Source organism: Burkholderia sp. AU45274, from assembly GCF_030482505.1.
Classification (GTDB): Bacteria; Pseudomonadota; Gammaproteobacteria; order Burkholderiales; family Burkholderiaceae; genus Burkholderia.
This window is the reverse complement of sequence record NZ_JAUJQE010000007.1, coordinates 282,459-304,523: the sequence shown is the minus strand read 5'-3', so window position 1 is coordinate 304,523 and position 22,065 is coordinate 282,459. Positions and strand designations below refer to the sequence as shown.

The window sequence follows — 22,065 nt, the reverse complement described above, 5'->3', positions numbered from 1 at the left end:
TCCTCCAATTTTTTGTGGAAATACAGTTCCCAATTACATGGGAGTTTCAGCCGCATTCTGGGAGCAAGTTAGACGACTCTTGATGGTGGTCAAACGCTGCCTTCGGATGGCAAATAGCTCATCGAATCCAGACAAAACAAGCACAAAATTGGCACTTATTAGCGCAGGGACAGAAAGTACCCCCGACGCATTCAAGCGCCAAAATCATTCGACGAATTTTAATTACTTAGCTTTCGCTTGCTTTTCGTGAGCAGTGCCTTTCATAGCATCTTTTCCTACTTGACTCTCTGGAAATGATGCAGTTGCAACTTTTGCTGCATCTCGCATCCAGCCCGGCCATTCTGCAACATTCTTTTTAGAGGCTTCAAACTGGGCCAGAAATCGGACCGTTTGTTTATCTTCCATAGCGCTCTCCTTTACTTCGCGGGCATAATAGTTTCCTTGATTATTATATCCTCAAGGGCAAGATAAGTCAAAACATATCTTTTAACTCGTGGCGTTTTTGCATAGTTACTTAGATTAAGCGTGCTCCCCATTTTGTCCTTTCGATCCGACGCCATTTTAAACCACGCCATATAACGCCGAGGAGCGACCCCCACGAAGGCGCGAAAGTTAGACTTGGTTGATGACGGCTCCGATGGTTCAACGGCAATCGAATCATCATACAAATCTTTAGTGCGACTTTTCTCGTAAGGTTCAATGAACACAACTTCCGACAATCCGCTCGAAACAATATGGCGTGCACATATATGACATGGAAAAGTTGTGCAAAACAGTCTGTTTCCGGACAAAGATATTCCATTTCTGGCCGCCTGCGTAATTGCGGCCATTTCAGCGTGAACAGCGCGGCCAAACTCGATAACATCGAATAATTTTGATCCTCGCAAAAATGCCTTGCCAACAAATAAACTTTCATCCGCAAGCAGCGAGTTATTTTTCTTCTTAGCCTCATCCGACAACCAACCCGCTTCGCGGAGGTGTGCAAATGCGTCCTCGACTATCTCGCGCTTAATTGCGACGTTAGTATCGTGCCCAATCTCTACATCTCGTTTTCGGTTCGAATCTTCGCCCCAGTAAAGTCCTCCGCCATGCTTGGGTACTTCGTTGCAACCAGTAGATAACAGATCACCGTCCCTTGAAATAATGGCAGCCCCAACTTGGCGGGACAGATCTAATGAACGCAGAGCAGAGGCTTGTGCAAAGAACATGCCCTGCTCATCGCGGGTCGGCGAGATATAGGGGTCGCCAAAAATCAAGTATATTAGTCGCTTGACATTTTCTTCAACAACCATTTTCGAATCGGTTGTCAGAAAATAATCGGCCAACGGGAAGGTCTCACTTACGCCTTGGCCATACCTTTTACTACCCTCTTCCGCGTAATCTCGATTAATAAGCTCCGCCGCCAACTCATCGGCAGTTCTGCTTACACCAGCAATTTGCGAAAATTTCCTACGCATATGCTTCAACCGAGCATCTCGTGGAGAATAAACCGAGATCAGCGTAAATGCCTTTCCGTATATTGTTCTATACAACTCGACCTCCTCGGGTCTTTTAAGAGATCGAACAATATATGCGGCCCGTGGGATCGGTTTTAACGGATTATTGTTTCGAGCCTCTCGCAATGCCCGAATTTCCGCAACCCCTAATCTCGCAACAATATCAGCCTGCCCAGTATTTTCTCGTAGTTTCGTCCCCATCTTCATGAGTGACTTGATCCGATCATATTCATTGGCTGGCTCGAACGCATTCGGCTTAGTGATCCTTGGTATCAGCTTGCTCAGGTTCACCACAAACGGTTCATATCCTACATTTGTAAGCTGAGCACGGAGAGCATCACAAACCATTGTTAAATCTACGCCAGTAGGTCCGACCAATCCGAAGACCAGTTCGATGCCCTCAGCTGGGACCGTTGACGCTGGCAGCGCCAAATCACTATCTACTGCACCCAAATCTCTCGACTTACGCCCCGCTGATTTTGATTTCTTGGTCATGACATAATTTTGGAAGAAGTTTTAATTTTTTCTGTTACACTTTATACCATGATAACCGTCGTTATATAGGTACATACCTCTATCTTGGCCGAGTCAATATTCGGCTACTCCGCCTTCTGTCCGCCCTGAAAACTCAACTTCGTGACACCTCAGGCAAAGGTGATTACAAGTCTCTTCCCGCACGCAGCTGGACATTTGCGCAACATGGCGACGACGTCGTGCCCGCGCCATGCGCCTACGTAATTCTACGTAGCTCCGCATACGTAGTTATCCGCTTGTAAGCCGCCCCGGTCGCGCGGAATACTACGGCCCATCGCCGCGACCTCTGCGAGGCTGCGGCACGACGCATCGACGTCACGCGGGTTCGGCCCCTCGCCGCATCCACTCAAAAACACATTGGAGACCAGGAGACGCCATGAATCGGGCTTCCAGTACCCTGCTCTGGATCGCGGTCGCGCTGCTCGGCGCGTTCGCGTTCGGCACGATCGCACTCGCTCACGGCGAACGCGTCAGTGCCCTCTGGATCGTGATCGCCGCAGTCTGCGTGTATCTGATCGCGTATCGCTTCTACAGCCGTTTCATCGCCAGCAAGGTCATGCAGCTCGACGGGCTGCGGATGACGCCGGCCGTCAAGTACAACGACGGCCTCGACTACGTGCCGACCAACAAGTACGTGCTGTTCGGCCATCACTTCGCCGCGATCGCCGGCGCCGGCCCGCTCGTCGGGCCCGTGCTCGCCGCGCAGATGGGCTACACGCCCGGCATGTTGTGGATCCTGGCCGGCGTCGTGTTCGCCGGCGCGGTGCAGGATTTCATCGTGCTGTTCATCTCGACGCGCCGCGACGGCCGCTCGCTCGGCGATCTCGTCAAGATGGAGCTCGGCACGGTGCCCGGCGTGATCGCGCTGTTCGGCGCGTTCCTGATCATGGTGATCATCCTCGCGGTGCTCGCGCTGATCGTCGTGAAGGCGCTGACCAATTCGCCGTGGGGCACGTTCACCGTCGCCGCGACGATCCCGATCGCGCTGTTCATGGGCGTCTACACGCGCTACATCCGTCCGGGCCGCATCGGCGAAGTGTCGATCATCGGCTTCGTGCTGCTGATGGCATCGATCGCGTTCGGCCAGCACGTGCACGATTCGCCGACGCTCGCCGCGTGGTTCACGTTCACGGGCACGCAACTCACGTGGATCCTGATCGGCTACGGCTTCGTCGCGTCGGTGCTGCCGGTGTGGCTGCTGCTCGCGCCGCGCGACTACCTGTCGACCTTCCTGAAGATCGGCACGATCCTCGGCCTCGCGATCGGCATCCTGGTCGTCGCGCCGGAACTGAAGATGCCCGCGCTGACGAAGTTCGTCGACGGCACGGGCCCGGTGTGGTCGGGCAACCTGTTCCCGTTCCTGTTCATCACGATCGCGTGCGGTGCCGTGTCGGGCTTCCACGCGCTGATCTCGTCGGGCACGACGCCGAAGCTGATCGACAACGAAACCAACGCGCGCTTCATCGGTTACGGCGCGATGCTGATGGAATCGTTCGTCGCGATCATGGCGCTGGTCGCCGCCTGCGTGATCGAGCCGGGCATCTACTTCGCGATGAACGCACCGGCCGCCGTGCTCGGCTCGACGCCGGAAGCGGTGGCCAACACGGTCACGCAATGGGGCTTCGTGCTGACGCCCGACATGCTGACGCAGACCGCGAAGGCCGTCGGCGAAACGACGATCATCGCGCGCGCGGGCGGCGCGCCGACGCTGGCCGTCGGCATGGCGCACATCCTGCACCAGGTGATCGGCGGCGAAGCGATGATGGCGTTCTGGTATCACTTCGCGATCCTGTTCGAGGCGCTGTTCATCCTGACGGCCGTCGATGCCGGCACGCGCGCGGGCCGCTTCATGCTGCAGGACCTGCTCGGCACGTTCCACCCGGCGCTCAAGCGCACCGAGTCGCTGCCGGCGAACCTGGTCGCCACCGCGCTGTGCGTGGCCGCGTGGGGCTACTTCCTGTACCAGGGCGTGGTCGATCCGCTCGGCGGCATCAATACGCTGTGGCCGCTGTTCGGCATCTCGAACCAGATGCTCGCCGCGATCGCGCTGGTGCTCGGCACCGTCGTGCTGTTCAAGATGAAGCGCGAGCGCTATGCGTGGGTGACGATCGTGCCGACCGTGTGGCTGCTGATCTGCACGCTGACCGCCGGCTGGCAGAAGATTTTCGACGCGAACCCGAAGGTCAGCTTCCTCGCGCACGCCGCGAAGCTGCAGGCCGCGGTGGACGAAGGCAAGGTGCTCGCGCCGGCGAAGTCGATCGCGCAGATGAAGCGGATCATCTTCAACGACTACATCGATGCGGCGCTGGCCGGGCTGTTCATCTTCGTCGTCGTGGCGATCGCGGTGTACGGCGTGATCGCCGTGCTGCGCGCGCGCCGCGAGTCGAAGCCGACGGTGCGCGAGACGCCGTACGAAGCGATGCCGGCCGCGCAGGCGCTCGGCAGCGGACGTTAAGGGGAGGCCGCGATGTTCAGCGATCTTGGCAGCGACCTGCGCAGCGCGGGGCGTTACCTCGGGCAGGCGTTGCGGCTGATGGTCGGCCTGCCCGACTACGACACCTACGTCGCGCACATGCGCGCGACCCATCCGGACCGCGAGCCGATGACGTATGAGGAATTCTTCCGCGAGCGTCAGAACGCGCGGTACGGGTCGGGCGCGGGGAAGTGCTGTTGAACCGGGCGGTTCAGGCCGTTCGGTCATCGAAAGGGAAGCGCCGCGATGCATGTCGCGGCGCTTTTTTCTTTGGCGGGCCGGCGGCGCGCTGCGCCGTTTGCCTGAACGCAGCACGGCAAATTCCGCCGGCCGGTATCATAGGGTTTCCTCTTTTCCCGATGGACCCGCAGGAGAACACGTCGTGCATGTCGGTGAGCGTTTCAACAGCATTTCCCATCTCGTCGGCGCGGTGCTGTCGGTGGTCGGTCTCGTCGCGCTCGTGACGATGGGCGCGCTCGAAGGCGATCCTTACAAAGTGGTGAGCTTCAGCGTGTATGGCGCGATGCTGATCCTGCTCTATGCGATCTCGACGCTGTATCACAGCGTGCGCAATCCGCGCCTGAAAGCGATCCTGCAGAAGTGCGACCACTCGGCGATCTACCTGCTGATCGCCGGCAGCTACACGCCGTTCACGCTGGTCACGCTGCGCGGCCCGTGGGGCTGGTCGCTGTTCGGCGTGAGCTGGGGGCTGGCCGTATTCGGGATCGTGCAGGAGCTGACGCTCGGGCGGCGCACGCGCCTGCTGTCGATGATCCTGTACGTGGCGATGGGCTGGCTCGCGCTCGTCGCGGTGCGTCCGCTGATCCACGCGCTGCCGCCGGTCGGCACCGCGTGGCTCGTGGCCGGCGGCCTGATCTACAGCGCGGGGATCTACTTCTTCATCAACGACGAGCGCATCCGTCACGGGCACGGCATCTGGCATCTGTTCGTGCTGGCCGGGAGCCTGTGCCAGTTCGTCAGTGTCGCGATGTATGTCGCGTGAGCGGCAGGCGGCGTTGAGACAATGACGGCGCGCTGCGCCGCCGCGCGCGCACCTGCGGGAGCTTGCGTTACCGGCGCGTGGCGGTTTGTAGCGGCGCGGCCGGTTCGCCGGATGCCGGTGTCGGCCTCGCCGTGACCCACCACGTCGCGGCGGCGAGCGCCGACAATCCGGTCGCGATCCCGAGCGCCACCCGCATCGCCGCCGGAAACGGCTGCAACGTCGCGATGCACGCACCGAAAATCGCCACCCCGAGCGCCGATCCGCTCTGCCGCGCCGCGTTCAGCGCTGCCGCTGCAACACCAGCGCGGCGCCGGTCGACCGTCCCGAGCGCCGGCGACGTCGCGGCCGGCGAGATGAATCCCGATGCAAAGCCGATCGCGAGCATCGGCGCGACGGCGAGCCATGCGGGTGTCGTCGCGCCGATGCCCGTCATGCCGAGCGCGCCGGCCACATAGAGCGCGAACGCCGCGCACATCGTGCCGCGCGCGCCGAAGCGCGCAACCAGCCTGCCCGAACCCAGCCCGCCGAGCGCGACCATCGCGGTCATCGGCAGGAACGCGAGCCCCGTATCGAGCGGGCTCGCGCCGCGGACCTGCCGATAGAACAGGCTGAGCACGAACAGCAAGCCGTAGAACACGAACGCCGACGCCATCGACACGACCGTCGATCCGGCGAACAGCCGGTTGCGGAAGAACGCGAGCGGCAGCATCGGTTCGCGGCGCCGCGCTTCGATCGCGATGAACGCGCTCCACGCGACGACGCTCGTCACCGCGCCGCTGATGGTCGGCGCCGAGCGCCAGCCGAGCGACGGGCCTTCGATCAGCGTGCCGATCAGTGCCGCGATCGCAACGATGGCCGCGGCCTGGCCGCCCCAGTCGAAATGCCGCGATGCGTCGACGACGGCGGCGCGCACGACCGAGCGGCCGAGCCAGATGCCGGCCAGCCCGAGCGGCAGGTTCACGAAGAACAGGCTGCGCCACCCGAACAGATGGATCAGCAGGCCGCCGATCAGCGGGCCCGACGCCATCGCGATGCCACCGCAGCCCATCCACAGGCTGGTCGCCGACGCGCGCGCGGCCGGTGCGGGGAAGGCGCGGTTGAGCAGCGCGAGCGAGCAGGGCACCAGCATCGCGCTGCCGACGCCTTGCAGCGCGCGGGCGATCGCGAGCGCCGGGAGGGTCGGTGCGACGCCGCACAGCGCCGACGCGGCGACGAATACCGCGAGCCCGGCGAGATAGACGTCGCGATCGCCGAGCCGGTCGCCGAGCGTGCCGCCCGTCATCAGCAGGCTCGCGAACGCGAGCGTGTACGCGTTCACGATCCACTGCAGGCCGGCCACGCGGCTGCCGAATGTCTGGGCGATGTCGGTGAGCGCGACGTTGACGATGGACGCGTCGAGCAGCACGAGCGTGTAGCTCACGCAGGTCGCGGCGAGCACACGGCGGGCCGCGGCGCGGTTTGGCGCGGCGGCCGTCATGCGCGCTCCGGCGCCGGCGTGGCGGCGCGCAGCGCGAGAAAGCCGACCCATCCCCAGTACACGCGATGATGCGCGATCAGCCCGTCGCGCAGGTCCGAGAAGAACAACCCGGTGCGGTACCAGCGCCCGAGCTTGTTGCCCGGATTGCGCAGGCCCGCCGCGAAGAATGCGCCGATCGCGGCCTTGCCGTGCAGCACGCCGGAGCCATGATCAGGCAGCGTGACGACGATCAGCGGCGTTTCGAGTACGGCGTCGTCGGCATACAGCGCCATCAGCGCATCGACGTCGCGCGCGACGACGGCTGCGTGCCAGCCTTCATAAATATGCCGGACATCGGCGGTGGCGTGTGACATGACGGGTTCCCGAAGCATCGATAACGGAACCCACTGTAGGGGCGCGCCGCCGCGGGACGTTTCACGTCAACCCGAAACGTGGATGTCGCCGCGCCGCAGGCGGCTGCGTGACGGCCGTTATCCGGCCAGTGCGTCGAGATTCAGCTGATACGACTTCCCGATCCACACCGCGCAATCGCGATGGTCGCGCAGTTCGTCGTTCGTATTCGGGTGCAGGAAGATATCGAGCGCGCCGTGGTTCAGCACGAGCCACGGCACGATCTCGTCGAAGCGCGCGGCGTCGAACGCGATCTGGTACGACCAGGCCGGATGCGGGCCGACGGGGCGTTCGTGAAAGCGGCCGAGTTCGATGACCGTGCCGAACCGTTCGTCGACGACCTGGCGAAACGCCCAGGCCGCGTCGCGGCTGGCCGCATCGAAATAGACGTGTGCGTGCCAACTATGGATGGCGGTGGTGTCGAGGGCAGCCATGGACGGACTCGATGAAAATGGGAATGCATGAGGTGCCGTGCGAAACGGCCGATGCGTGATTATCGCGCGTCATTGCCGTGCGCGTCGTGTCTCGATCCGGCAATCCGGAAGCGACAACTTGTCCTGAATCACGAGAACCGTTCGATTCGACGGGCCCACCGATTGAAGTGTCCGCACGCGCGATATCACGCCGGAAGCCTTGTCGGCGGGTGTGCCGGTGGTGATCGCATCGGCAACATGTCATTTCGGAAATTGAAACAGCGTGGCGTGCGCTGCTTCGGATCGTCTGAACAAAGGCGATCAGGGCATTGAATGAAATAAAGAAATTCCTGTTTGACGGGATTCGCGCATGACGCGATTTGCGCACCGGGTGTCGACACCGAAAATATCAATTGCAGAATCGGCTATTCATACGGAATGCAGCGCGTCATACGATGGTTTCAACGCATCGTCGAACATGATCGATGCGGGGACAACCACCTGGAGGCCACTATGCGATCCCTCGTTCCCGTTGCGGTACTTTCCTGCGCACTCGCTGCGCTGCCCGCTGTCAGTTTCGCTCAGTCCGTCGTCATCGACGGCACCTCGAATGCGTCGCTGTCGAGCTGGTCGGCGGCGCGTGCCGAAACCGACGCGCAACTGATGCAGATGACGCGCGCCGGTTATCGCGCAACGTCGGCCGGCAACCAGAACTATCCGCTCGCGATGCAGCGTGCGCTCGAACGGGTCCACAACCCGGTGCCGGACCGGTCGCGCGAAGAGCATGCCGCAATGGAAGCGCGCGCCGCGCGCGATGCGCAGGGCGGCCATCCGGTCAAGGCGTTCTTCGTGAAGACCGCGTACTACCTGAAGGGCGAGAACACGTTCTGATGCAGGAGGCGAGCATGGCTTGCACGATCCGATTTGCAGGCGTCGCTCGCGCGTCGGCGCCGCTCCGGCCGCCGGACGCACGAGCGACGCCACGGCGCGACGATGGGCACGACGATGGGCACGGCGCGCGGCGTCGTGCGAAGTATCTGCGCGATGCGCGCCGCGACGCCGCTGCGTGCCGCATCGCATGGCCGGCTTTCGACGCGAGCGATGCGCCTGCCGACGGGAGCCCATCATGAAGGGCGCCCGGAAGAACCGTCGCCACGTGCCGCTGACCCGCGAGTGGCTGCTGCCGCTGCCGCCCGTGCATGCACGCGACATCTCGCTGAAGTGCCACATGGCGCTCGTCGCGCTGCGTAGCGGGCATGGCAGCGAGGCGCTGCTGATGCGCTTGCGCACGAGCGTCTACCTGGTGTTCCTGGCGCTCGACGATGCGGTATGCGCGGACGCGGACATCGACCTGTGCGTCGATGCGGAACGGGCGCTCGATGCGGGCGTGGCGCGCGCGTCGCAAAGCGGCGCATGGACGCTGCGCGACGACGAATGCGCGGTGCTCGAGCATGTGCTCACGGCGCACGACACGTGCGTCACGACGCTCACGCGGCACCGGCTGGCCGAGCTGTGGGAGCACGTCTGCGCGTTTGCATCGAGCGGCCAGCCGGCGCTCGTCGCGGGCGCGGCGCAGAAGCTGCGCATGCATGCGGCCGAATCGCTGGCCGCGTAGCGTCGCACCGGTTTCGCAGGGAGGATGGAGGAGACAGGGCCGGACGCACCGGCGCAGCCGACACAGTCGCGTTGATTCAGCGTATGCGTGACTGTCGCGGCAATCGATACGGTGGCGGCGAAACGCGAGGCAAAATCGCGGCCCAAAACAAAAGCGCCACGGAGCGGACTCCGTGGCGCTTCATTTTTTCCCGCCGGCGCGGAGGCGTGACCTCCGCGTGGCGAACCGCGCTTACGCTGCGGCTGCCGGCTTCGCCGCCTTTTGCAGCTTGCCCTTGCCGGCGCGCTGGATTTCCTCGAGCTTGATCTCGACGTGACGCGAGAACACGTACTCGGCCGGGCGCTGCTTGTCGATCGGAATGTCCGGCGCGAACGGGCCGTCGGTCTTGATGCCCTTGCGGCTCACGGCGAACGCCTTCAGCGGATGCGCCATCGTGTCCATCACGGCGGTCGCTTCGAAGCCGCAGTGGACCATGCAGTCCGCGCACTTCTCGTAGTTGCCGACGCCGTAGTTGTCCCAGTTCGTGTCTTCCATCAGTTCCTTGAAGGTCTTCACGTAACCTTCGCCGACCAGGTAGCACGGCTTCTGCCAGCCGAACACCGTACGCGCCGGGTTGCCCCACGGCGTGCACTTGTACGTCTGGTTGCCGGCCAGGAAGTCGAGGAACAGCGACGACTGGCTGAACGACCAGCGCTTGCCGCCTTCGCCGCGCTTCAGGATTTCGCGGAACAGGTTCTTCGTCTTGTCGCGGTTCAGGAAGTGCTGCTGATCCGGCGCGCGCTCGTACGCGTAGCCCGGCGACACGGTGATGCCGTCGACGCCGATCGGCTTCAGCGTATCGAAGAACTTCGCGACGCGCTCGGGGATCGCATCGTTGAACAGCGTGCAGTTGATGTTCACGCGGAAGCCGCGGCGCTTCGCTTCCTTGATGGCCGCGACCGCCTTGTCGTACACGCCTTCCTGCGACACCGAATGGTCGTGCATCTGCGCGTCACCGTCGAGGTGGACCGACCAGACGAAGTACGGGCTCGGCTGGTAGTCGTCCATCTTCTTTTCCATCAGCAGCGCGTTCGTGCAGAGGTAGACGAACTTCTTGCGCTTCATGATGCCGCGGACGATTTCCGGCATTTCCTTGTGCAGCAGCGGCTCGCCGCCTGCGATCGACACGATCGGCGCGCCGCATTCGTCGACCGCTTCCAGGCATTCCTGGACGGACAGACGCTGGTTCAGGATGGGGTCCGGGTAATCGATCTTGCCGCAGCCGTTGCACGCGAGGTTGCAGCGGAACAGCGGCTCGAGCATCAGCGCGAGCGGATAGCGTTTGTTGCCGGACAGGTGTTGGCGCGTGATGTACGCGCCGACGCGGACTTGCTGGAGCAGCGGAATAGACAAGAGATGTCCTCCTTAAACTTCGCGGGCGACAGCTTGCGTGAGCTTCGCCGGCAGCTTGAATTCGACTTTTTCCTCACGGCCCGCCATCGTCGTGACGTCGACGGGACCCAGCGCGCGCAACGCGCCGATGACATCTTCGACCATCTCCTCGGGCGCGGACGCCCCGGCGGTCAGGCCCACGGTTTTCGCATGCGCGAACCATTCGGCCTTGACTTCCGAACCGTCGGCGACGAGGTAGCTCGGCACACCGCTTTCGGTGCCGATCTCGCGCAGGCGGTTCGAGTTCGAGCTGTTCGTCGCACCGACGACCAGCAGCACGTCAACCTGTTCGCTCAGCTCGCGCACGGCGGCCTGGCGATTTTGCGTCGCGTAGCAGATGTCGCGCGTGTCCGGGCCGACGAGGTCGGTGAACCGGCGCTGCAGCGCTTCGATGATGCCGCGCGTATCGTCCACCGACAGCGTGGTCTGCGTAATGTACGCGACCGGCGTGTCGACGGGCAGCGTCAGCGTATCGACTTCGGCTTCGCTCTGCACGAGGATCACCTCGGCCGGAATCTGGCCGATCGTCCCCTCGACTTCCGGGTGGCCCGCATGGCCGATCAGGATCAGCCGGCGGCCCGCCGCGACATACTGGCGGCCCTGCACGTGCACTTTCGTGACGAGCGGGCAGGTGGCGTCGAGCACGTCGAGCCCGCGCGTTTCCGCGTCGCGCTCGACCGTCTGGGCGACACCGTGCGCGCTGAAGATCGCGACAGCGCCGTGGGGCACCTCGTCGAGTTCCTCAACGAATCGGGCCCCTTTATTACGCAGATTTTCGACGACATGCCGGTTATGCACGATCTCATGACGCACATAGACCGGCGCACCGTGCTGTTGCAGCGCGCGATCGACGATCTCGATCGCGCGGACAACCCCCGCACAAAAGCCGCGGGGCTGGGCAAGGATGACTCGCATAAGTGAGCGAACTCCGACGACAGACGCCGGGGTTCGAGGAGCTGGCACTCGCTCGCTCGCCCCGGCTTGATGTTATGAAGGCAGGAACGAACCGGCCGGCCAGGCCCCGGAACCCCGAATTAATCGCGCATTTTAACTCTATCGGGAAGTCCTTGCTCTGGTGCTGTGTCCGGCGTGTTGCATTTGCGGGAGAACCGCGTCGGCGCTGGCGCGCGCGGAACCCAGTAAACTACGCGGTTTCGCGGGCAGCCGCTCCGGCTGCCCGGCGTCGCGCTCATTTCAAGGCCATTCGATGACCGTCGATTCTTACGCGTATTGCCCGCCCGCCCGTGCGGTTTCGGGCGTTTTGATCCAGACCCCTATTAGTTTTGCCGATGCCGGCGCCCGACAGGAGGCGCGCCGATGATGCTGGTTCTTGCATTCCTGGTGTCCGGCGTGTCGCTGATGATCTGGATCGTGCTGCTCGTCGCGCGCGGCGGCTTCTGGCGTGCGGTGCCCGCGCGGCCGCTGCCGTCCGAGGCGCGCGGCGCGGCGGCCGAGGCCGGCTGGCCGGCCGTCGTCGCGGTCGTGCCGGCGCGCAACGAGGCCGACGTGATCGCCCGGGCGGCGACTTCGCTGCTCGAGCAGGATTACCCGGGCGACTTTCATCTGATCATCGTCGATGACCACAGCGACGACGGCACCGCCGACGCGGCCCGCGCGGCCGCGCTCGCGATCAACCGCGCCGACCGGCTGACGGTGCTGGCCGCGAAGCCGCTGCCGGCCGGCTGGTCGGGCAAGGTGTGGGCGCAGTCGCAGGGGATCGCCGCGGTGCAGACGCTCGGCCTGCCGGCCGACTACCTGCTGCTGACGGATGCCGACATCGGCCATCCGCCCGACGCCGTCGCGCAGCTCGTCACGCGCGCGCAGGCCGAGAACCGCGATCTCGTGTCGCTGATGGTGCGGCTGCGCTGCGATTCGTTCTGGGAAAAGGCGCTGATCCCGGCGTTCGTGTTCTTCTTCGCGAAGCTCTACCCGTTCTCGTGGATCAACAACCCGCGCAACCGGACGGCCGGCGCCGCGGGCGGCTGCATGCTCGTCAAGCGCACGGCGCTCGAGGAAGCGGGCGGCATCGAGTCGATCCGCGGCGCGCTGATCGACGACTGCAGCCTTGCCGCGCAGATCAAGCATCGCGGCGAGGGCCGCCATCCGATCCGGCTCGACCTGGCCGACCGCAGCGTGTCGTTGCGCCCGTACGACAGCTGGCGCGACATCTGGAACATGATCGCGCGCACCGCGTTCACGCAGCTGCACTACTCGCCGCTGCTGCTGGCCGGCACGCTGCTCGGGATGACGATCATCTATCTCGTGCCGCCCGCCGCGGCGCTCGCGTACGGCGCGCGCGCCTGGCCGGCGTGGCTCGCGTGGGCGTCGATGTGCGCCGCGTATGCGCCGATGCTGCGCTACTACCGGCGCTCGCCGCTGTGGGCGCCGGCGTTGCCGCTCGTCGCGCTGTTCTACGTCGGCGCGACGTTCGCGTCCGCGTGGCGTTACTGGCGCGGCAAGGGCGGCCAGTGGAAGGCGCGCGTGCAGGCGCCGGTGGATCGCTGAGTGTTGCCCGGGAGGCGTGCCTCCCGGCAGCCGGAACGCAAAACAGCCCGATCGGTGGAAACCGGTCGGGCTGTTTCGTTTTGGACGGTGCCTGTTCGGCGCTGTGGCGTGCCGGTACTCAGCGCTGCGTCAGCATCATGTACATCTGAACCACGACGTCCGGCGAGAACGTGAACGGCACCCAGCCGTAGCCCGTGTGGCGGGCCACCAGCAGGCGGTCGCCATTCGACTGCTTCTGCACGGCCATCATCGGGTTCTTCGTCGTCACGAAGCGCCAGCCGGCCGGGATGCCGGGCGGCGGCTCCGGCTGCATCGACGCGCGCGCATGCGCGAGTTCCTCGATCAGCTGGCCCAGTTGTTCCGGATGCAGCGTGATCGATTCGCCGTTGATGGTCAGCGTGAGTTCGTTCTGCGTCGGGCGCGACACGTGCAGCGTCGCTTTGTCGGACGGGGCCGGGGTGGTGGCGACGTCGGCTTCGGCTTCGACTTCAACCGGCGTTTCGGCTTGCGCCGTCGCGACAGTGGCCGTTTCGGCGTCGGCCGTTGCATCCACCGTTTCGGCCGCCGCCGCCGCGGGCGCGATCACGGCCGGTTCCGCCGCCGGCGTACCGGCCGGTGCAGGTTCGACGACTTCGGCTGCAACGGCCGTGGCGGCGACTGCGCTCGTCGCGGCTTCCTTGACGACGGCCTCGACCAGCGCCTCGGCGTCGGCGATGGCCTTCGCGTGGTGCTGCGCGGCCGCTTCGGCTTGTGCGATCGCTTCCGCATGACGCTGCGTGACGGCCTCCGCCTGCGCGGTGGCATCGGCGTGGCGCTGCGCGGCCGCCTCGGCCTGCGCGATCGCTTCGGTATGGCGTTGCGTGACGGCTTCGGCCTCGGCGGTCGCTTCGGCATGACGCTGCGCGGCGGCCTGCGTTTCCGCGATCGCCTGCGTGTGCTGCTGCGCGAGCGCTTCGGCTTCCTTGATCGCAGCCGTGTGGCGCTGAGCGGCGGCTTCGGCTTCGGCGATGGCAGCCGCGAGACGCTGCGTGGCCGCTTCGGCTTCGGCGGTCGCTTCCGCGTGCCGCTTCGCAGCGGCTTCGGCTTCGACGGTCGCGGCTGCATGGCGCTGCGCGGCCGCCTCGGCTTCGGTGGCAGCCGCGTGATGGCGTTGCGCGGCGGCCTCCGCTTCGGCGATCGCTGCCGCATGGCGCTGCGACGCTGCTTCGGCATCCGCATGACGCTGCGCGAGCGCTTCGGTCAGCGCGGTGGCTTCCGCATGGCGCTGCGACGCGGCTTCGGCTTGCGCGGTGGCATCGGTATGACGCTGGGCGGCGGCTTCGGCCGCGGCGGTCGCGCTGGCGTGGCGCTGCTGCGCCGCCTCGGCATCGGCTGCTGCTGCCGTGTGGCGTTGTGCGGCGGCCTGCGCTTCGGCTTCCGCGGCGGCGTGACGCTCGGCCGCCGCCCGGGCCTCCGCTGCCGCGGCGCGCGCGAAGGCTTCCGCGCTGCGGGCCGCCTGCTGCGCGGCGTGGTGATCGTGGAGGAGCTGATCGACGCCCACGGTGAGCGAAGCGATCTGATCGTTCAGGTTCATGCGTGTCTTCTCTGCGTAAGACCCGCGATTTTAACCGCTGCGCCGGTAGCGGGCCGCGCGCGACGTGTAACAAAGTGCGCAAAGCGGCGTGAAGCACGCCGCTTTGTGTTACTTCAGGTAGCCCGCGGCGCCGAACCAGTCGAGCGCATCGCGCAGCCCTTCACGGTACGGGCGCGCCCGGTAGCCGAGTTCGCGCTCGGCTTTCGCGGACGTGAAATACATCTTGTTCTTCGACATCCGCAGCCCGTCCACGGTGACGAACGGCTCCTTCTTCGTGAACTTCGCGACCGCTTCCGCACCGACCGCGAGCGGGTAGAGCGGCCAGCGCGGCAGCGCGATCGTCGGCGCCTTGCGGCCCGTCATCTGCGCGATGTCGGCGAGCATCTGCTGCAGCGGCAGGTTCTCGCCGCCGAGGATGTAGCGCTCGCCGATCCGGCCGCGCTCGAGCGCGAGGAAATGGCCGTGCGCGACGTCGTCCACATGCACGAGGTTCAGCCCCGTGTCGACGAACGCGGGAATCTTGCCGAGCGCGGCTTCGACGATGATGCGGCCGGTCGGCGTCGGCTTCACGTCGCGCGGGCCGATCGGCGTCGACGGATTGACGATCACCGCCGGCAGCCCTTCGTCGGCGATCATCCGCTCGACCGCGCGTTCCGCCAGCACCTTGCTGCGCTTGTAGACACCGATCGCCTGCTCGGCCGTGAGCGGCCGGTTTTCGTCGGACGGATCGCCGGCGCTCGTCACCTTCAGCGTCGCGACGCTGCTCGTATAGACGATCCGCTCGACGCCTTCCGCGCGCGCCGCGCGCATCGTCGCGACCGCGCCCTCGAGGTTCGCGCGCTCGATCTCGTCGGGGTCGGGCGCCCACAGCCGGTAGTCGGCTGCCACGTGCAGCAGGTAGCGCACGCCGCGCAGCGCGGCGCGCATCGACGCCTCGTCGCGCATGTCGCCGGTGACGATCTCGGCGTCGAGATCTGCCACGTTCGTGCGCGGGCTGGTCGGGCGCACGAGCACGCGCACCGCATAGCCTTTCTGCTGCGCAATGCGCGCGACGGCCGAGCCGACGAAGCCGGATGCGCCGGTGACGAGAACGAGATCGCGGGAGGTATCAGTCATGCGTTTCCTTCAGGGCCGCGCGCGGGCGGCGCGGCGGTTGAGCATCGGCGAGATTGTACGTGGTCGGCGCGGGCGGCGACGCCACGCCGTGACGGGCATGAAGCGGCTCCGGCCCGTGTGCGAAGCGGCCGACGCGACTACAATGCCGGGCTTGAATGCAACGGGAGGGCGACGCGATGAGCCGCAATGAACTGGACGAACGGATCGAGACCTACTACGTGCGGGTGCGCGGCGTCGTGCAGGGCGTCGGCTTCCGTCATGCGACGGTGCGCGAGGCGCATGCGCTGAAGCTGCGCGGCTGGGTCGCGAATCTCGAGGACGGCACCGTCGAGGCGATGATCCAGGGCCCCGGCGCGCAGATCGACCGGATGCTCGCGTGGCTGCGCCACGGCCCGCCGGCCGCGCGCGTGACCGAGGTGACGTTCGAGGAACGCAAGACCGAGAAACGCTTCGAGCGCTTCCAGCAGCAATAAGAGGCGCGGAACGATCATGACGGGGTATCCGGAGGCCGGGCGCGGCCTCGTGTTGTCGGTGATGGCGTCGACACTGTTCGCGCTGATGTCCGCTTACGCGAAACTGCTGGCGCCGCTCACGGGGCTCGACATCTTCGCGTGGCGCGTGTTGTGGACCGCGCCGGGCGCGCTCGCGCTGATCGCGCTGCGCGGCCGTTGGCCGGCGCTCGTCGACCTCCTGCGGCGCAGCGTGCGCGACTGGCGCCTGCTGATTGCGCTGCCCGTGAGCGCCGCGCTGCTCGGCGTGCAGTTGTGGCTGTTCCTGTGGGCGCCGCTGCACGGCCGCATGCTCGAAGTGTCGCTCGGCTATTTCCTGCTGCCGCTGACGATGGTGCTCGTCGGCCGCTTCTACTATCACGAACGGCTCGATCCGCTGCAATGGGCGGCGGTCGCGTGCGCGGCGCTCGGCGTCGCGCACGAAGTGTGGGCGACGCGCGCGTTCGCGTGGCCGACGCTCGTCGTCGCGCTCGGCTATCCGCCGTATTTCGTGCTGCGCCGGCGGATCAACGCCGATTCGCTCGCCGCGTTCGCGGTCGAGATCGTGCTGCTGTGCCCGATCGCGTTCGCGATGGTCGTGACGAGCACGACGCACGTGGCCGACCACCCGGTGCTGTGGGCCGCACTGCTGCCGGGCCTCGGCGTGCTCAGCACGCTCGCGCTCGCGAGCTACCTGAAGGCGAGCCGGATGCTGCCGATGGCGCTGTTCGGGATTCTCGGCTACGTCGAACCCGTGCTGCTCGTCGCGGTGTCGCTGCTGCTGCTCGGCGAGACGCTGAGCATCGCGAAGCTCGCGACGTACGGGCCGATCTGGGTCGCGGTCGCGCTCACCGCGTGGCACAGCGCGATGTTGATGCGGCGCCTGCCCGCGCGCGGATAAACGTCGGTCGCGACGCGGCGGCTGCATGCGGCGTGCCGCGTCGCGCATCGCAAAACCACCATGCCGCAGCGGTCGAACCCATCGATGCTGACCGCAAGCTGGCATCGCGCTGACGCGAGTCTGGCGACGCTGCCCGCCTTGCGCGACAAGGCTCGCGCGTGTAATCGAACAGAAGATTCGGTTGCACTTTGTTACTTAGGGTCTCCCCGGATCGGCCATTAGACTGGCCTTACCGACTTCCCTTCGTATGCAGCCTTTCAATGAACGGTCATCTCCGTGCCTGGCCGGCCGGGTTGGCGCGATGCGGGCATACGCGTATCGTCGCTGATCGCGCTCGCCTTCCGCTCCTCGATCCATTCTCCGGTGCGTGTCGCACCGCCGTCGTGCAGGTGTGCTCATGTCGTTGAGCCCGCCGCCTTCCGCCACGTTTCCACCGTCGCGCAGCGGCCGCCTGATCGAAGTCGATTTCTTCCGCGGCATCGTGCTGTTGATGATCGTCGTCGATCACATCGGCGCGAGCGTGCTGTCGCGCGTCACGCTGCACGCGTTCGCGCTGTGCGATGCGGCCGAGGTCTTCGTCTTTCTCGGCGGCTTCGCGACCGCGAGCGCCTATGGCGCGATTGCCGAGCGACACGGCGCGCGCGCCGCGCAAAAGCGCTTCGTGCGCCGCGCGATGCAGATCTACCGCGCGTTTCTCGCGACCTCGACGCTGATGCTCGTCGTGTCGGCCGTGCTCGATCACTACGGGATCGATGCGCCGAACCTCGCGCTCGACGACGTTAGCGTGATGCTCGCGTCGCCGCTCACGGGCGCAGCCGAGCTGCTGACGTTCCAGCGCCAGCCCTATCTCGCGTCGGTGCTGCCGATGTACGTGCTGTTCGCGCTCGCGTCGCCGGTGCTCGTGCCGTTCGCGCGCCGGCATCCGTGGCTGCTGGTTGCGCTCAGCGTCGCGTCGTGGCTGACGGCGGGCTGGCTCGGCCCCGAGTTGCTGGATGCCGACGGATTCCGCTGGAGTTTCAATCCGTTCGCGTGGCAACTGATGTTCGTCGCCGGCGTGCTCGCGCGCTGCCAGCCGTTCTACCGGCGCATCGCGCTCGGGCGCTGGGGGGCCGCCGCGACCGGGCTCGCGTGCGCGGTCGTGCTCGGCTGCGCGAGCTACAAGCTGTTCTCGGGGCTGCCGCTGCCGGAAGGCGTGTTCAAGCGCGATCTCGCGCTGCCGCGCGTCGTGAGCTTCGCGGCCATCGCGTGGCTGATGGCCGATTGCGTGCGCTTCGGCTGGATCGCGCGGATCGCGCAGGGTGTGCGGCCCGTCGTGGCCGTGGGCCAGCGCGGGCTCATCTGCTTCGTCGCGGGCGCGGCGATCTCGCTCGTCATCGATTCGCTGCTGCATCCGGTCGTGCGCAGCGCGGATCTGCGGCACGTCGGCGTCGGCCTCGTGGCCGACGCGTGCGCGCTCGGGCTGATGATGGCCGTGGCCGGCTCGGGATCGTGGATCGCGCGGTGGCGCAGCGCGGCCGCGTGAGCGGCGCGGGACGCAGTGCGTGCGGCACGGAGCGTGCCGCGCGGCGTCAGTGAGGTGAGTCGATACGGGAGCGGGGAACGGAGGTGGCGTCGTCGGCTTCCGCGTCGTCGCGTTCGTCGGGCGCCGGCTCGTCGCGTTCCGCGAGTACCGCGTCGGCTTCGGCCGCGGCGCGCGCGGCACGTATCGCGGTGCAGCGCTGAGCGTGCCGGATGTCCGACAGTATCCTCAAGAGCCGCGTTGCTTTGCTTTTCATCGTCTTCTCCCGCCAGTGCGCATCTCGCGAAGCGGATGCGCTTCCTGCAACCAGTGTAGGACGCGTTCGCGTGCCTGGCGGGAGAATGTGGCGTGCACGCCGCACGCCGAGGGATATTACTTACTGCGCGGTGGCGACGCCCTGCGCCTGCGGCGCTTCTTCGCGGCGCGCTTCCGCACAACGCTGGTGCTGGCGCGACAGGCGGTTCATCAGCGGCAGCAGCAGCAGCGCGAGCACCATGCCGATCGCGGCGAGCCAGCCGAGCTTCTCGAACAGCGACAGGTACAGCGGCAGCGATTCGGTGGCCGGCAGTTCGTGCGACGGCATCTGCGCGAAGTTCGCGACGACGCTGCCCAGATACTGCGACACGCCCGTCGCGACGAAGTACGCACCCATCATGAAGCCGCTCATGCGCGCCGGCACGTAGCGGGCGATCATCGCGAGGCCGAGGCCGCTCACCAGCAGTTCGCCGAGCGAGTAGAGGCCGTAGCCCCACACCATGAACCACGACGACACACGGCCGTCGACCGCGTAGCGGCCGCTGATCGTGAACACCAGGTAGCCGGCGGCCACTGCGCCGAAGCCGAGCGCGTACTTCGCGGCGACCGGCAGGTCGCGGCCGCTCTTCGCGACGGCGTTGTACACCCACACGAGCACCGGGCTCAGCAGCATGATCCAGATCGGGTTCAGCGCCTGGAACTGCGCGGCGCTCCACGTGAACAGCGTCGTGTCGAACAGCATGAAGCGCGGATCGACGTTGCGCAGCGCGAACAGCGTCAGCGACGTCGACATCTGCACGTAGAAGATGAAGAACAGGATCACCTGGCCGATCAGCACGAGCGCCGCGATCAGGCCCGCGCGCTCCGAGCGCTCCGACTTCGCGATCATGTACGCGAAGATCGCGAGGATCGCGAACGCTGCCGTCCACACGCTGGCGACGGCGAGCTGCTTGTGCTGCAGCACGTACAGCGTGATCAGCGCGAGCCCGACCCCGCCCAGCGCGACCGCGCCGAGGCGCTTCCAGCGGATCGGCTGGTCGTCCGGCAGCGAGCCGACGTGCGCGAGCGTGCGATGCATCAGCATGAAGTTGAGGATCGCGAGCAGCATGCCGCCGCAGCAGACCGCGAACGCGGCGTGCCAGCCCCAGTGATCCTTGATCCACGGCGTCGCGAGCATCGACACCGTCGAGCCGATGTTGACCGCCATGTAGTAGATCGTGAACGCGCTGTCGATGCGCGCGTCGTCGCCTTCATAGATGCGTCGCACGAGGTTGGCCGCGTTGGCCTTGAACAGGCCGTTGCCGACGACGATCACGCCGAGCGACGCGTACATGTACGTCAATTGATCATTCGGGACCGACAGCATCAGGTAGCCGGCGCACAGCACGGCCGCGCCGATGATCATCGTGCGACGGGCGCCGAGCACCTTGTCGCCGATCCAGCCGCCGATCGACGGCGCCGCATAGACGAGTGCGGTGAACGCACCCCAGGTCAGGTTCGCATGGCTGTCGGTGAAACCGAGCCGGTCGACCATGAAGAGGACCAGGAGCGCGGCCATGCCGTAGTAGCCGAAGCGCTCCCACATTTCGATGAGGAAGACCGTCGTGAACGATCGGGTTTGTGAAACGGGTGGTTGCATCATCAATCTCGTTTGAAACGGACGGCACGGATCACGCGTCGTCTTTGGGGTCGAACTGGCGCCGATGCACAATGGGCCGGGTAGGCTTCGTGACGGCGATGGAACAGTCGGGCGGTTAGCCCGGGCCGGGGTCGGACTCCGCCGGGTGTGGCGGGGAAGGGCCCCGACCGGCGCGCGCATGGTAACGGCTGCCGGTCCGGTGCGTCAGGTGCCTGCCACCTAGGGAAACTCCCAATGTGGCAGCAGCTTTCAGGAACATTCGTCTCATCATCTATTTGTAAGATTCCGTGCAGGTCCTCCGAAGATTCCCGGAGAGCCGCTTGCAGCTTGCCTGTGAAGCCGGCGAGTCTGGCAAGATAGCGCGTCGTTTCGCTCGCTTCGTGTCCCGTTTAGTGCACCGGGCTTGACACCGAAGACGTGGGCGAACCCGAAGACTAAGCTATATCGTTCTAACTTAGTTATTTTCCATCAAACATTTTTTGACGATCACTTTTCGGCCTGCTATGGTTCCCCCCACTGAAAACTCGCGGGCTGCAGATGCTGCCGCGCTGGGCAGCAAGATTCGCGCGTTGCGCCAACGACTCAAGCGCACGCTCGACGACACCGCTACCGCCGCGGGGATTTCGAAGCCGTTTCTGTCTCAAGTCGAACGCGGGCTCGCGTCGCCGTCGCTGACATCGTTGGCCGGTATCGCGCACGCGCTCGGTGTGACGGTGCAGTACTTCGTGGATACGCCGAGCGAGGAACGCTCGGTGTGCCGAGGCGAGCAGCTGCGCTTCTTCGGGTTTGCCGATTCGGCGAACCTGTTCGCGCGGTTGACGAACGTATCCGAAGGGCGCCAGCTGGAGGCGATCCTCGTGAGGATGCCGCCGGGGCAGAAGCGGTCCGAGGTGACGACACATGCAGGAGAGGAGTTCCTGTATGTGATTGAAGGGGAAGTGTCGCTGACGCTGGAAGGCAAGACGTTCGTCCTGCAGGCCGGCGACAGCTCGCACTATCAGTCGACGGTCCCGCACAGCTGGGTCAACACCGCGAAGATCGAGTCGGTGGTGGTCTGGGTCGGTACACCGAGGCTGTTCTAACGCACAGGTATTCCTTCGTTTCGAAGACGGAATGCCTGTCGAAAGAAACGTAAGGAATACTAAAATGCAATACGAGAATCACGGGCCTCCTCAATCGCTGCGCCCGTCAGCGTCTCAAGCGTAATCCGCGGCATCCGCCGCGCGACGCTCACCGA

General features: G+C 65.4%; 21 protein-coding genes. 10 read left to right on the top strand and 11 right to left on the bottom strand.

Annotated elements, in window-relative coordinates:
* Nucleotides 1-222: 222 nt before the first annotated feature.
* Entirely contained in the window at nt 223-405 is a 183-nt protein-coding gene (locus QZM35_RS25405) for a hypothetical protein (RefSeq protein ID WP_301777021.1), read from the bottom strand.
* A gap of 11 nt (nt 406-416) precedes the next feature.
* Nucleotides 417-1,991, bottom strand: a complete 1,575-nt coding sequence (locus tag QZM35_RS25400) for an anti-phage dCTP deaminase (RefSeq protein WP_301777020.1) — start codon at nt 1,989-1,991, stop codon at nt 417-419.
* Nucleotides 1,992-2,406: 415 nt separating this feature from the next.
* On the opposite strand from QZM35_RS25400, the gene QZM35_RS25395 reads away from it, so the two are divergent.
* The 3 genes from QZM35_RS25395 to QZM35_RS25385 all read left to right on the top strand — a co-directional run bounded on the left by QZM35_RS25395 (nt 2,407) and on the right by QZM35_RS25385 (nt 5,506).
* Nucleotides 2,407-4,485 carry a carbon starvation CstA family protein gene (locus tag QZM35_RS25395; protein ID WP_089428804.1) on the top strand — a complete coding sequence of 693 codons (2,079 nt, stop codon included), beginning with the start codon at nt 2,407-2,409 and terminating at the stop codon, nt 4,483-4,485.
* 12 nt (nt 4,486-4,497) lie between these two features.
* Entirely contained in the window at nt 4,498-4,704 is a 207-nt protein-coding gene (locus QZM35_RS25390) for a YbdD/YjiX family protein (RefSeq protein WP_011353713.1), read from the top strand.
* 181 nt (nt 4,705-4,885) lie between these two features.
* Nucleotides 4,886-5,506 (top strand): hemolysin III family protein, encoded by a 621-nt coding sequence (locus QZM35_RS25385; RefSeq protein ID WP_039349524.1) that lies wholly within the window; start codon nt 4,886-4,888, stop codon nt 5,504-5,506.
* A gap of 67 nt (nt 5,507-5,573) precedes the next feature.
* On the opposite strand, the gene QZM35_RS25380 is transcribed toward QZM35_RS25385, so the two are convergent.
* The 3 genes from QZM35_RS25380 to QZM35_RS25370 all read right to left on the bottom strand — a co-directional run bounded on the left by QZM35_RS25380 (nt 5,574) and on the right by QZM35_RS25370 (nt 7,807).
* A complete protein-coding gene (locus QZM35_RS25380) occupies nt 5,574-6,983 on the bottom strand; it encodes an MFS transporter (protein ID WP_301777019.1) in 1,410 nt (469 codons plus the stop codon).
* Nucleotides 6,980-7,336 carry a nuclear transport factor 2 family protein gene (locus QZM35_RS25375; RefSeq protein ID WP_301777018.1) on the bottom strand — a complete coding sequence of 119 codons (357 nt, stop codon included), beginning with the start codon at nt 7,334-7,336 and terminating at the stop codon, nt 6,980-6,982. Before QZM35_RS25375 ends, QZM35_RS25380 begins: the two co-directional genes overlap by 4 nt.
* Nucleotides 7,337-7,453: 117 nt before the next feature.
* The gene (locus QZM35_RS25370; protein ID WP_089428807.1) at nt 7,454-7,807 is read right to left on the bottom strand and encodes a DOPA 4,5-dioxygenase family protein; all 354 of its coding nucleotides are present in this window, start codon (nt 7,805-7,807) and stop codon (nt 7,454-7,456) included.
* A 492-nt stretch (nt 7,808-8,299) separates the two neighbouring features.
* Here QZM35_RS25370 and QZM35_RS25365 point away from each other — a divergent pair, with 492 nt between their 5' ends.
* Nucleotides 8,300-8,677, top strand: a complete 378-nt coding sequence (locus QZM35_RS25365; RefSeq protein ID WP_089433493.1) for a hypothetical protein — start codon at nt 8,300-8,302, stop codon at nt 8,675-8,677.
* Nucleotides 8,678-8,912: 235 nt separating this feature from the next.
* Nucleotides 8,913-9,401 (top strand): hypothetical protein, encoded by a 489-nt coding sequence (locus tag QZM35_RS25360; RefSeq protein WP_089428809.1) that lies wholly within the window; start codon nt 8,913-8,915, stop codon nt 9,399-9,401.
* Between the two features lie 231 nt (nt 9,402-9,632).
* Here the strand turns inward: QZM35_RS25360 and hpnH are convergent, their stop codons facing one another.
* Both hpnH and ispH read right to left on the bottom strand, forming a co-directional pair.
* The gene (hpnH, locus tag QZM35_RS25355; RefSeq protein WP_039349540.1) at nt 9,633-10,793 is read right to left on the bottom strand and encodes an adenosyl-hopene transferase HpnH; all 1,161 of its coding nucleotides are present in this window, start codon (nt 10,791-10,793) and stop codon (nt 9,633-9,635) included.
* Nucleotides 10,794-10,805: 12 nt separating this feature from the next.
* Nucleotides 10,806-11,747 (bottom strand): 4-hydroxy-3-methylbut-2-enyl diphosphate reductase, encoded by a 942-nt coding sequence (gene ispH, locus QZM35_RS25350; protein ID WP_301777017.1) that lies wholly within the window; start codon nt 11,745-11,747, stop codon nt 10,806-10,808.
* Between the two features lie 402 nt (nt 11,748-12,149).
* On the opposite strand from ispH, the gene QZM35_RS25345 reads away from it, so the two are divergent.
* Complete coding sequence (locus QZM35_RS25345) at nt 12,150-13,337, top strand: glycosyltransferase (RefSeq protein ID WP_301777016.1); 1,188 nt, start codon at nt 12,150-12,152, stop codon at nt 13,335-13,337.
* A gap of 118 nt (nt 13,338-13,455) precedes the next feature.
* On the opposite strand, the gene QZM35_RS25340 is transcribed toward QZM35_RS25345, so the two are convergent.
* On the bottom strand, nt 13,456-14,910 hold the full coding sequence (locus tag QZM35_RS25340) for a phage tail protein (protein WP_174973967.1): 1,455 nt from the start codon (nt 14,908-14,910) through the stop codon (nt 13,456-13,458).
* Between the two features lie 108 nt (nt 14,911-15,018).
* Nucleotides 15,019-16,026 carry a hopanoid-associated sugar epimerase gene (gene hpnA, locus QZM35_RS25335; protein ID WP_059780150.1) on the bottom strand — a complete coding sequence of 336 codons (1,008 nt, stop codon included), beginning with the start codon at nt 16,024-16,026 and terminating at the stop codon, nt 15,019-15,021.
* A gap of 176 nt (nt 16,027-16,202) precedes the next feature.
* On the opposite strand from hpnA, the gene QZM35_RS25330 reads away from it, so the two are divergent.
* The 3 genes from QZM35_RS25330 (at nt 16,203) to QZM35_RS25320 (ending at nt 18,937) form a co-directional block, all read left to right on the top strand.
* Nucleotides 16,203-16,499 (top strand): acylphosphatase, encoded by a 297-nt coding sequence (locus QZM35_RS25330; RefSeq protein ID WP_069253069.1) that lies wholly within the window; start codon nt 16,203-16,205, stop codon nt 16,497-16,499.
* A gap of 16 nt (nt 16,500-16,515) precedes the next feature.
* On the top strand, nt 16,516-17,415 hold the full coding sequence (rarD, locus tag QZM35_RS25325) for an EamA family transporter RarD (RefSeq protein ID WP_089428813.1): 900 nt from the start codon (nt 16,516-16,518) through the stop codon (nt 17,413-17,415).
* 397 nt (nt 17,416-17,812) lie between these two features.
* Complete coding sequence (locus QZM35_RS25320; protein WP_301777015.1) at nt 17,813-18,937, top strand: OpgC domain-containing protein; 1,125 nt, start codon at nt 17,813-17,815, stop codon at nt 18,935-18,937.
* 46 nt (nt 18,938-18,983) lie between these two features.
* On the opposite strand, the gene QZM35_RS25315 is transcribed toward QZM35_RS25320, so the two are convergent.
* Nucleotides 18,984-19,190: a hypothetical protein gene (locus QZM35_RS25315; RefSeq protein WP_089428814.1), complete on the bottom strand. Its 207-nt coding sequence runs from the start codon at nt 19,188-19,190 to the stop codon at nt 18,984-18,986.
* 120 nt (nt 19,191-19,310) lie between these two features.
* Nucleotides 19,311-20,831 (bottom strand): peptide MFS transporter, encoded by a 1,521-nt coding sequence (locus QZM35_RS25310; RefSeq protein WP_089475860.1) that lies wholly within the window; start codon nt 20,829-20,831, stop codon nt 19,311-19,313.
* A 500-nt stretch (nt 20,832-21,331) separates the two neighbouring features.
* On the opposite strand from QZM35_RS25310, the gene QZM35_RS25305 reads away from it, so the two are divergent.
* Complete coding sequence (locus QZM35_RS25305; RefSeq protein WP_069252724.1) at nt 21,332-21,910, top strand: cupin domain-containing protein; 579 nt, start codon at nt 21,332-21,334, stop codon at nt 21,908-21,910.
* The last annotated feature ends 155 nt before the right edge of the window (nt 21,911-22,065 follow it).

Coding starts and splice junctions, on each gene's coding strand:
- QZM35_RS25405 (WP_301777021.1), bottom strand. CDS start 405: ATGGAAGATAAACAAACGGTCCGATTTCTGGCCCAGTTTGAAGCCTCT.
- QZM35_RS25400 (WP_301777020.1), bottom strand. CDS start 1,991: ATGACCAAGAAATCAAAATCAGCGGGGCGTAAGTCGAGAGATTTGGGT.
- QZM35_RS25395 (WP_089428804.1), top strand. CDS start 2,407: ATGAATCGGGCTTCCAGTACCCTGCTCTGGATCGCGGTCGCGCTGCTC.
- QZM35_RS25390 (WP_011353713.1), top strand. CDS start 4,498: ATGTTCAGCGATCTTGGCAGCGACCTGCGCAGCGCGGGGCGTTACCTC.
- QZM35_RS25380 (WP_301777019.1), bottom strand. CDS start 6,983: ATGACGGCCGCCGCGCCAAACCGCGCCGCGGCCCGCCGTGTGCTCGCC.
- QZM35_RS25375 (WP_301777018.1), bottom strand. CDS start 7,336: ATGTCACACGCCACCGCCGATGTCCGGCATATTTATGAAGGCTGGCAC.
- QZM35_RS25370 (WP_089428807.1), bottom strand. CDS start 7,807: ATGGCTGCCCTCGACACCACCGCCATCCATAGTTGGCACGCACACGTC.
- QZM35_RS25365 (WP_089433493.1), top strand. CDS start 8,300: ATGCGATCCCTCGTTCCCGTTGCGGTACTTTCCTGCGCACTCGCTGCG.
- QZM35_RS25360 (WP_089428809.1), top strand. CDS start 8,913: ATGAAGGGCGCCCGGAAGAACCGTCGCCACGTGCCGCTGACCCGCGAG.
- ispH (WP_301777017.1), bottom strand. CDS start 11,747: ATGCGAGTCATCCTTGCCCAGCCCCGCGGCTTTTGTGCGGGGGTTGTC.
- QZM35_RS25345 (WP_301777016.1), top strand. CDS start 12,150: ATGATGCTGGTTCTTGCATTCCTGGTGTCCGGCGTGTCGCTGATGATC.
- QZM35_RS25340 (WP_174973967.1), bottom strand. CDS start 14,910: ATGAACCTGAACGATCAGATCGCTTCGCTCACCGTGGGCGTCGATCAG.
- hpnA (WP_059780150.1), bottom strand. CDS start 16,026: ATGACTGATACCTCCCGCGATCTCGTTCTCGTCACCGGCGCATCCGGC.
- QZM35_RS25330 (WP_069253069.1), top strand. CDS start 16,203: ATGAGCCGCAATGAACTGGACGAACGGATCGAGACCTACTACGTGCGG.
- rarD (WP_089428813.1), top strand. CDS start 16,516: ATGACGGGGTATCCGGAGGCCGGGCGCGGCCTCGTGTTGTCGGTGATG.
- QZM35_RS25320 (WP_301777015.1), top strand. CDS start 17,813: ATGTCGTTGAGCCCGCCGCCTTCCGCCACGTTTCCACCGTCGCGCAGC.
- QZM35_RS25315 (WP_089428814.1), bottom strand. CDS start 19,190: ATGAAAAGCAAAGCAACGCGGCTCTTGAGGATACTGTCGGACATCCGG.
- QZM35_RS25310 (WP_089475860.1), bottom strand. CDS start 20,831: ATGATGCAACCACCCGTTTCACAAACCCGATCGTTCACGACGGTCTTC.
- QZM35_RS25305 (WP_069252724.1), top strand. CDS start 21,332: ATGGTTCCCCCCACTGAAAACTCGCGGGCTGCAGATGCTGCCGCGCTG.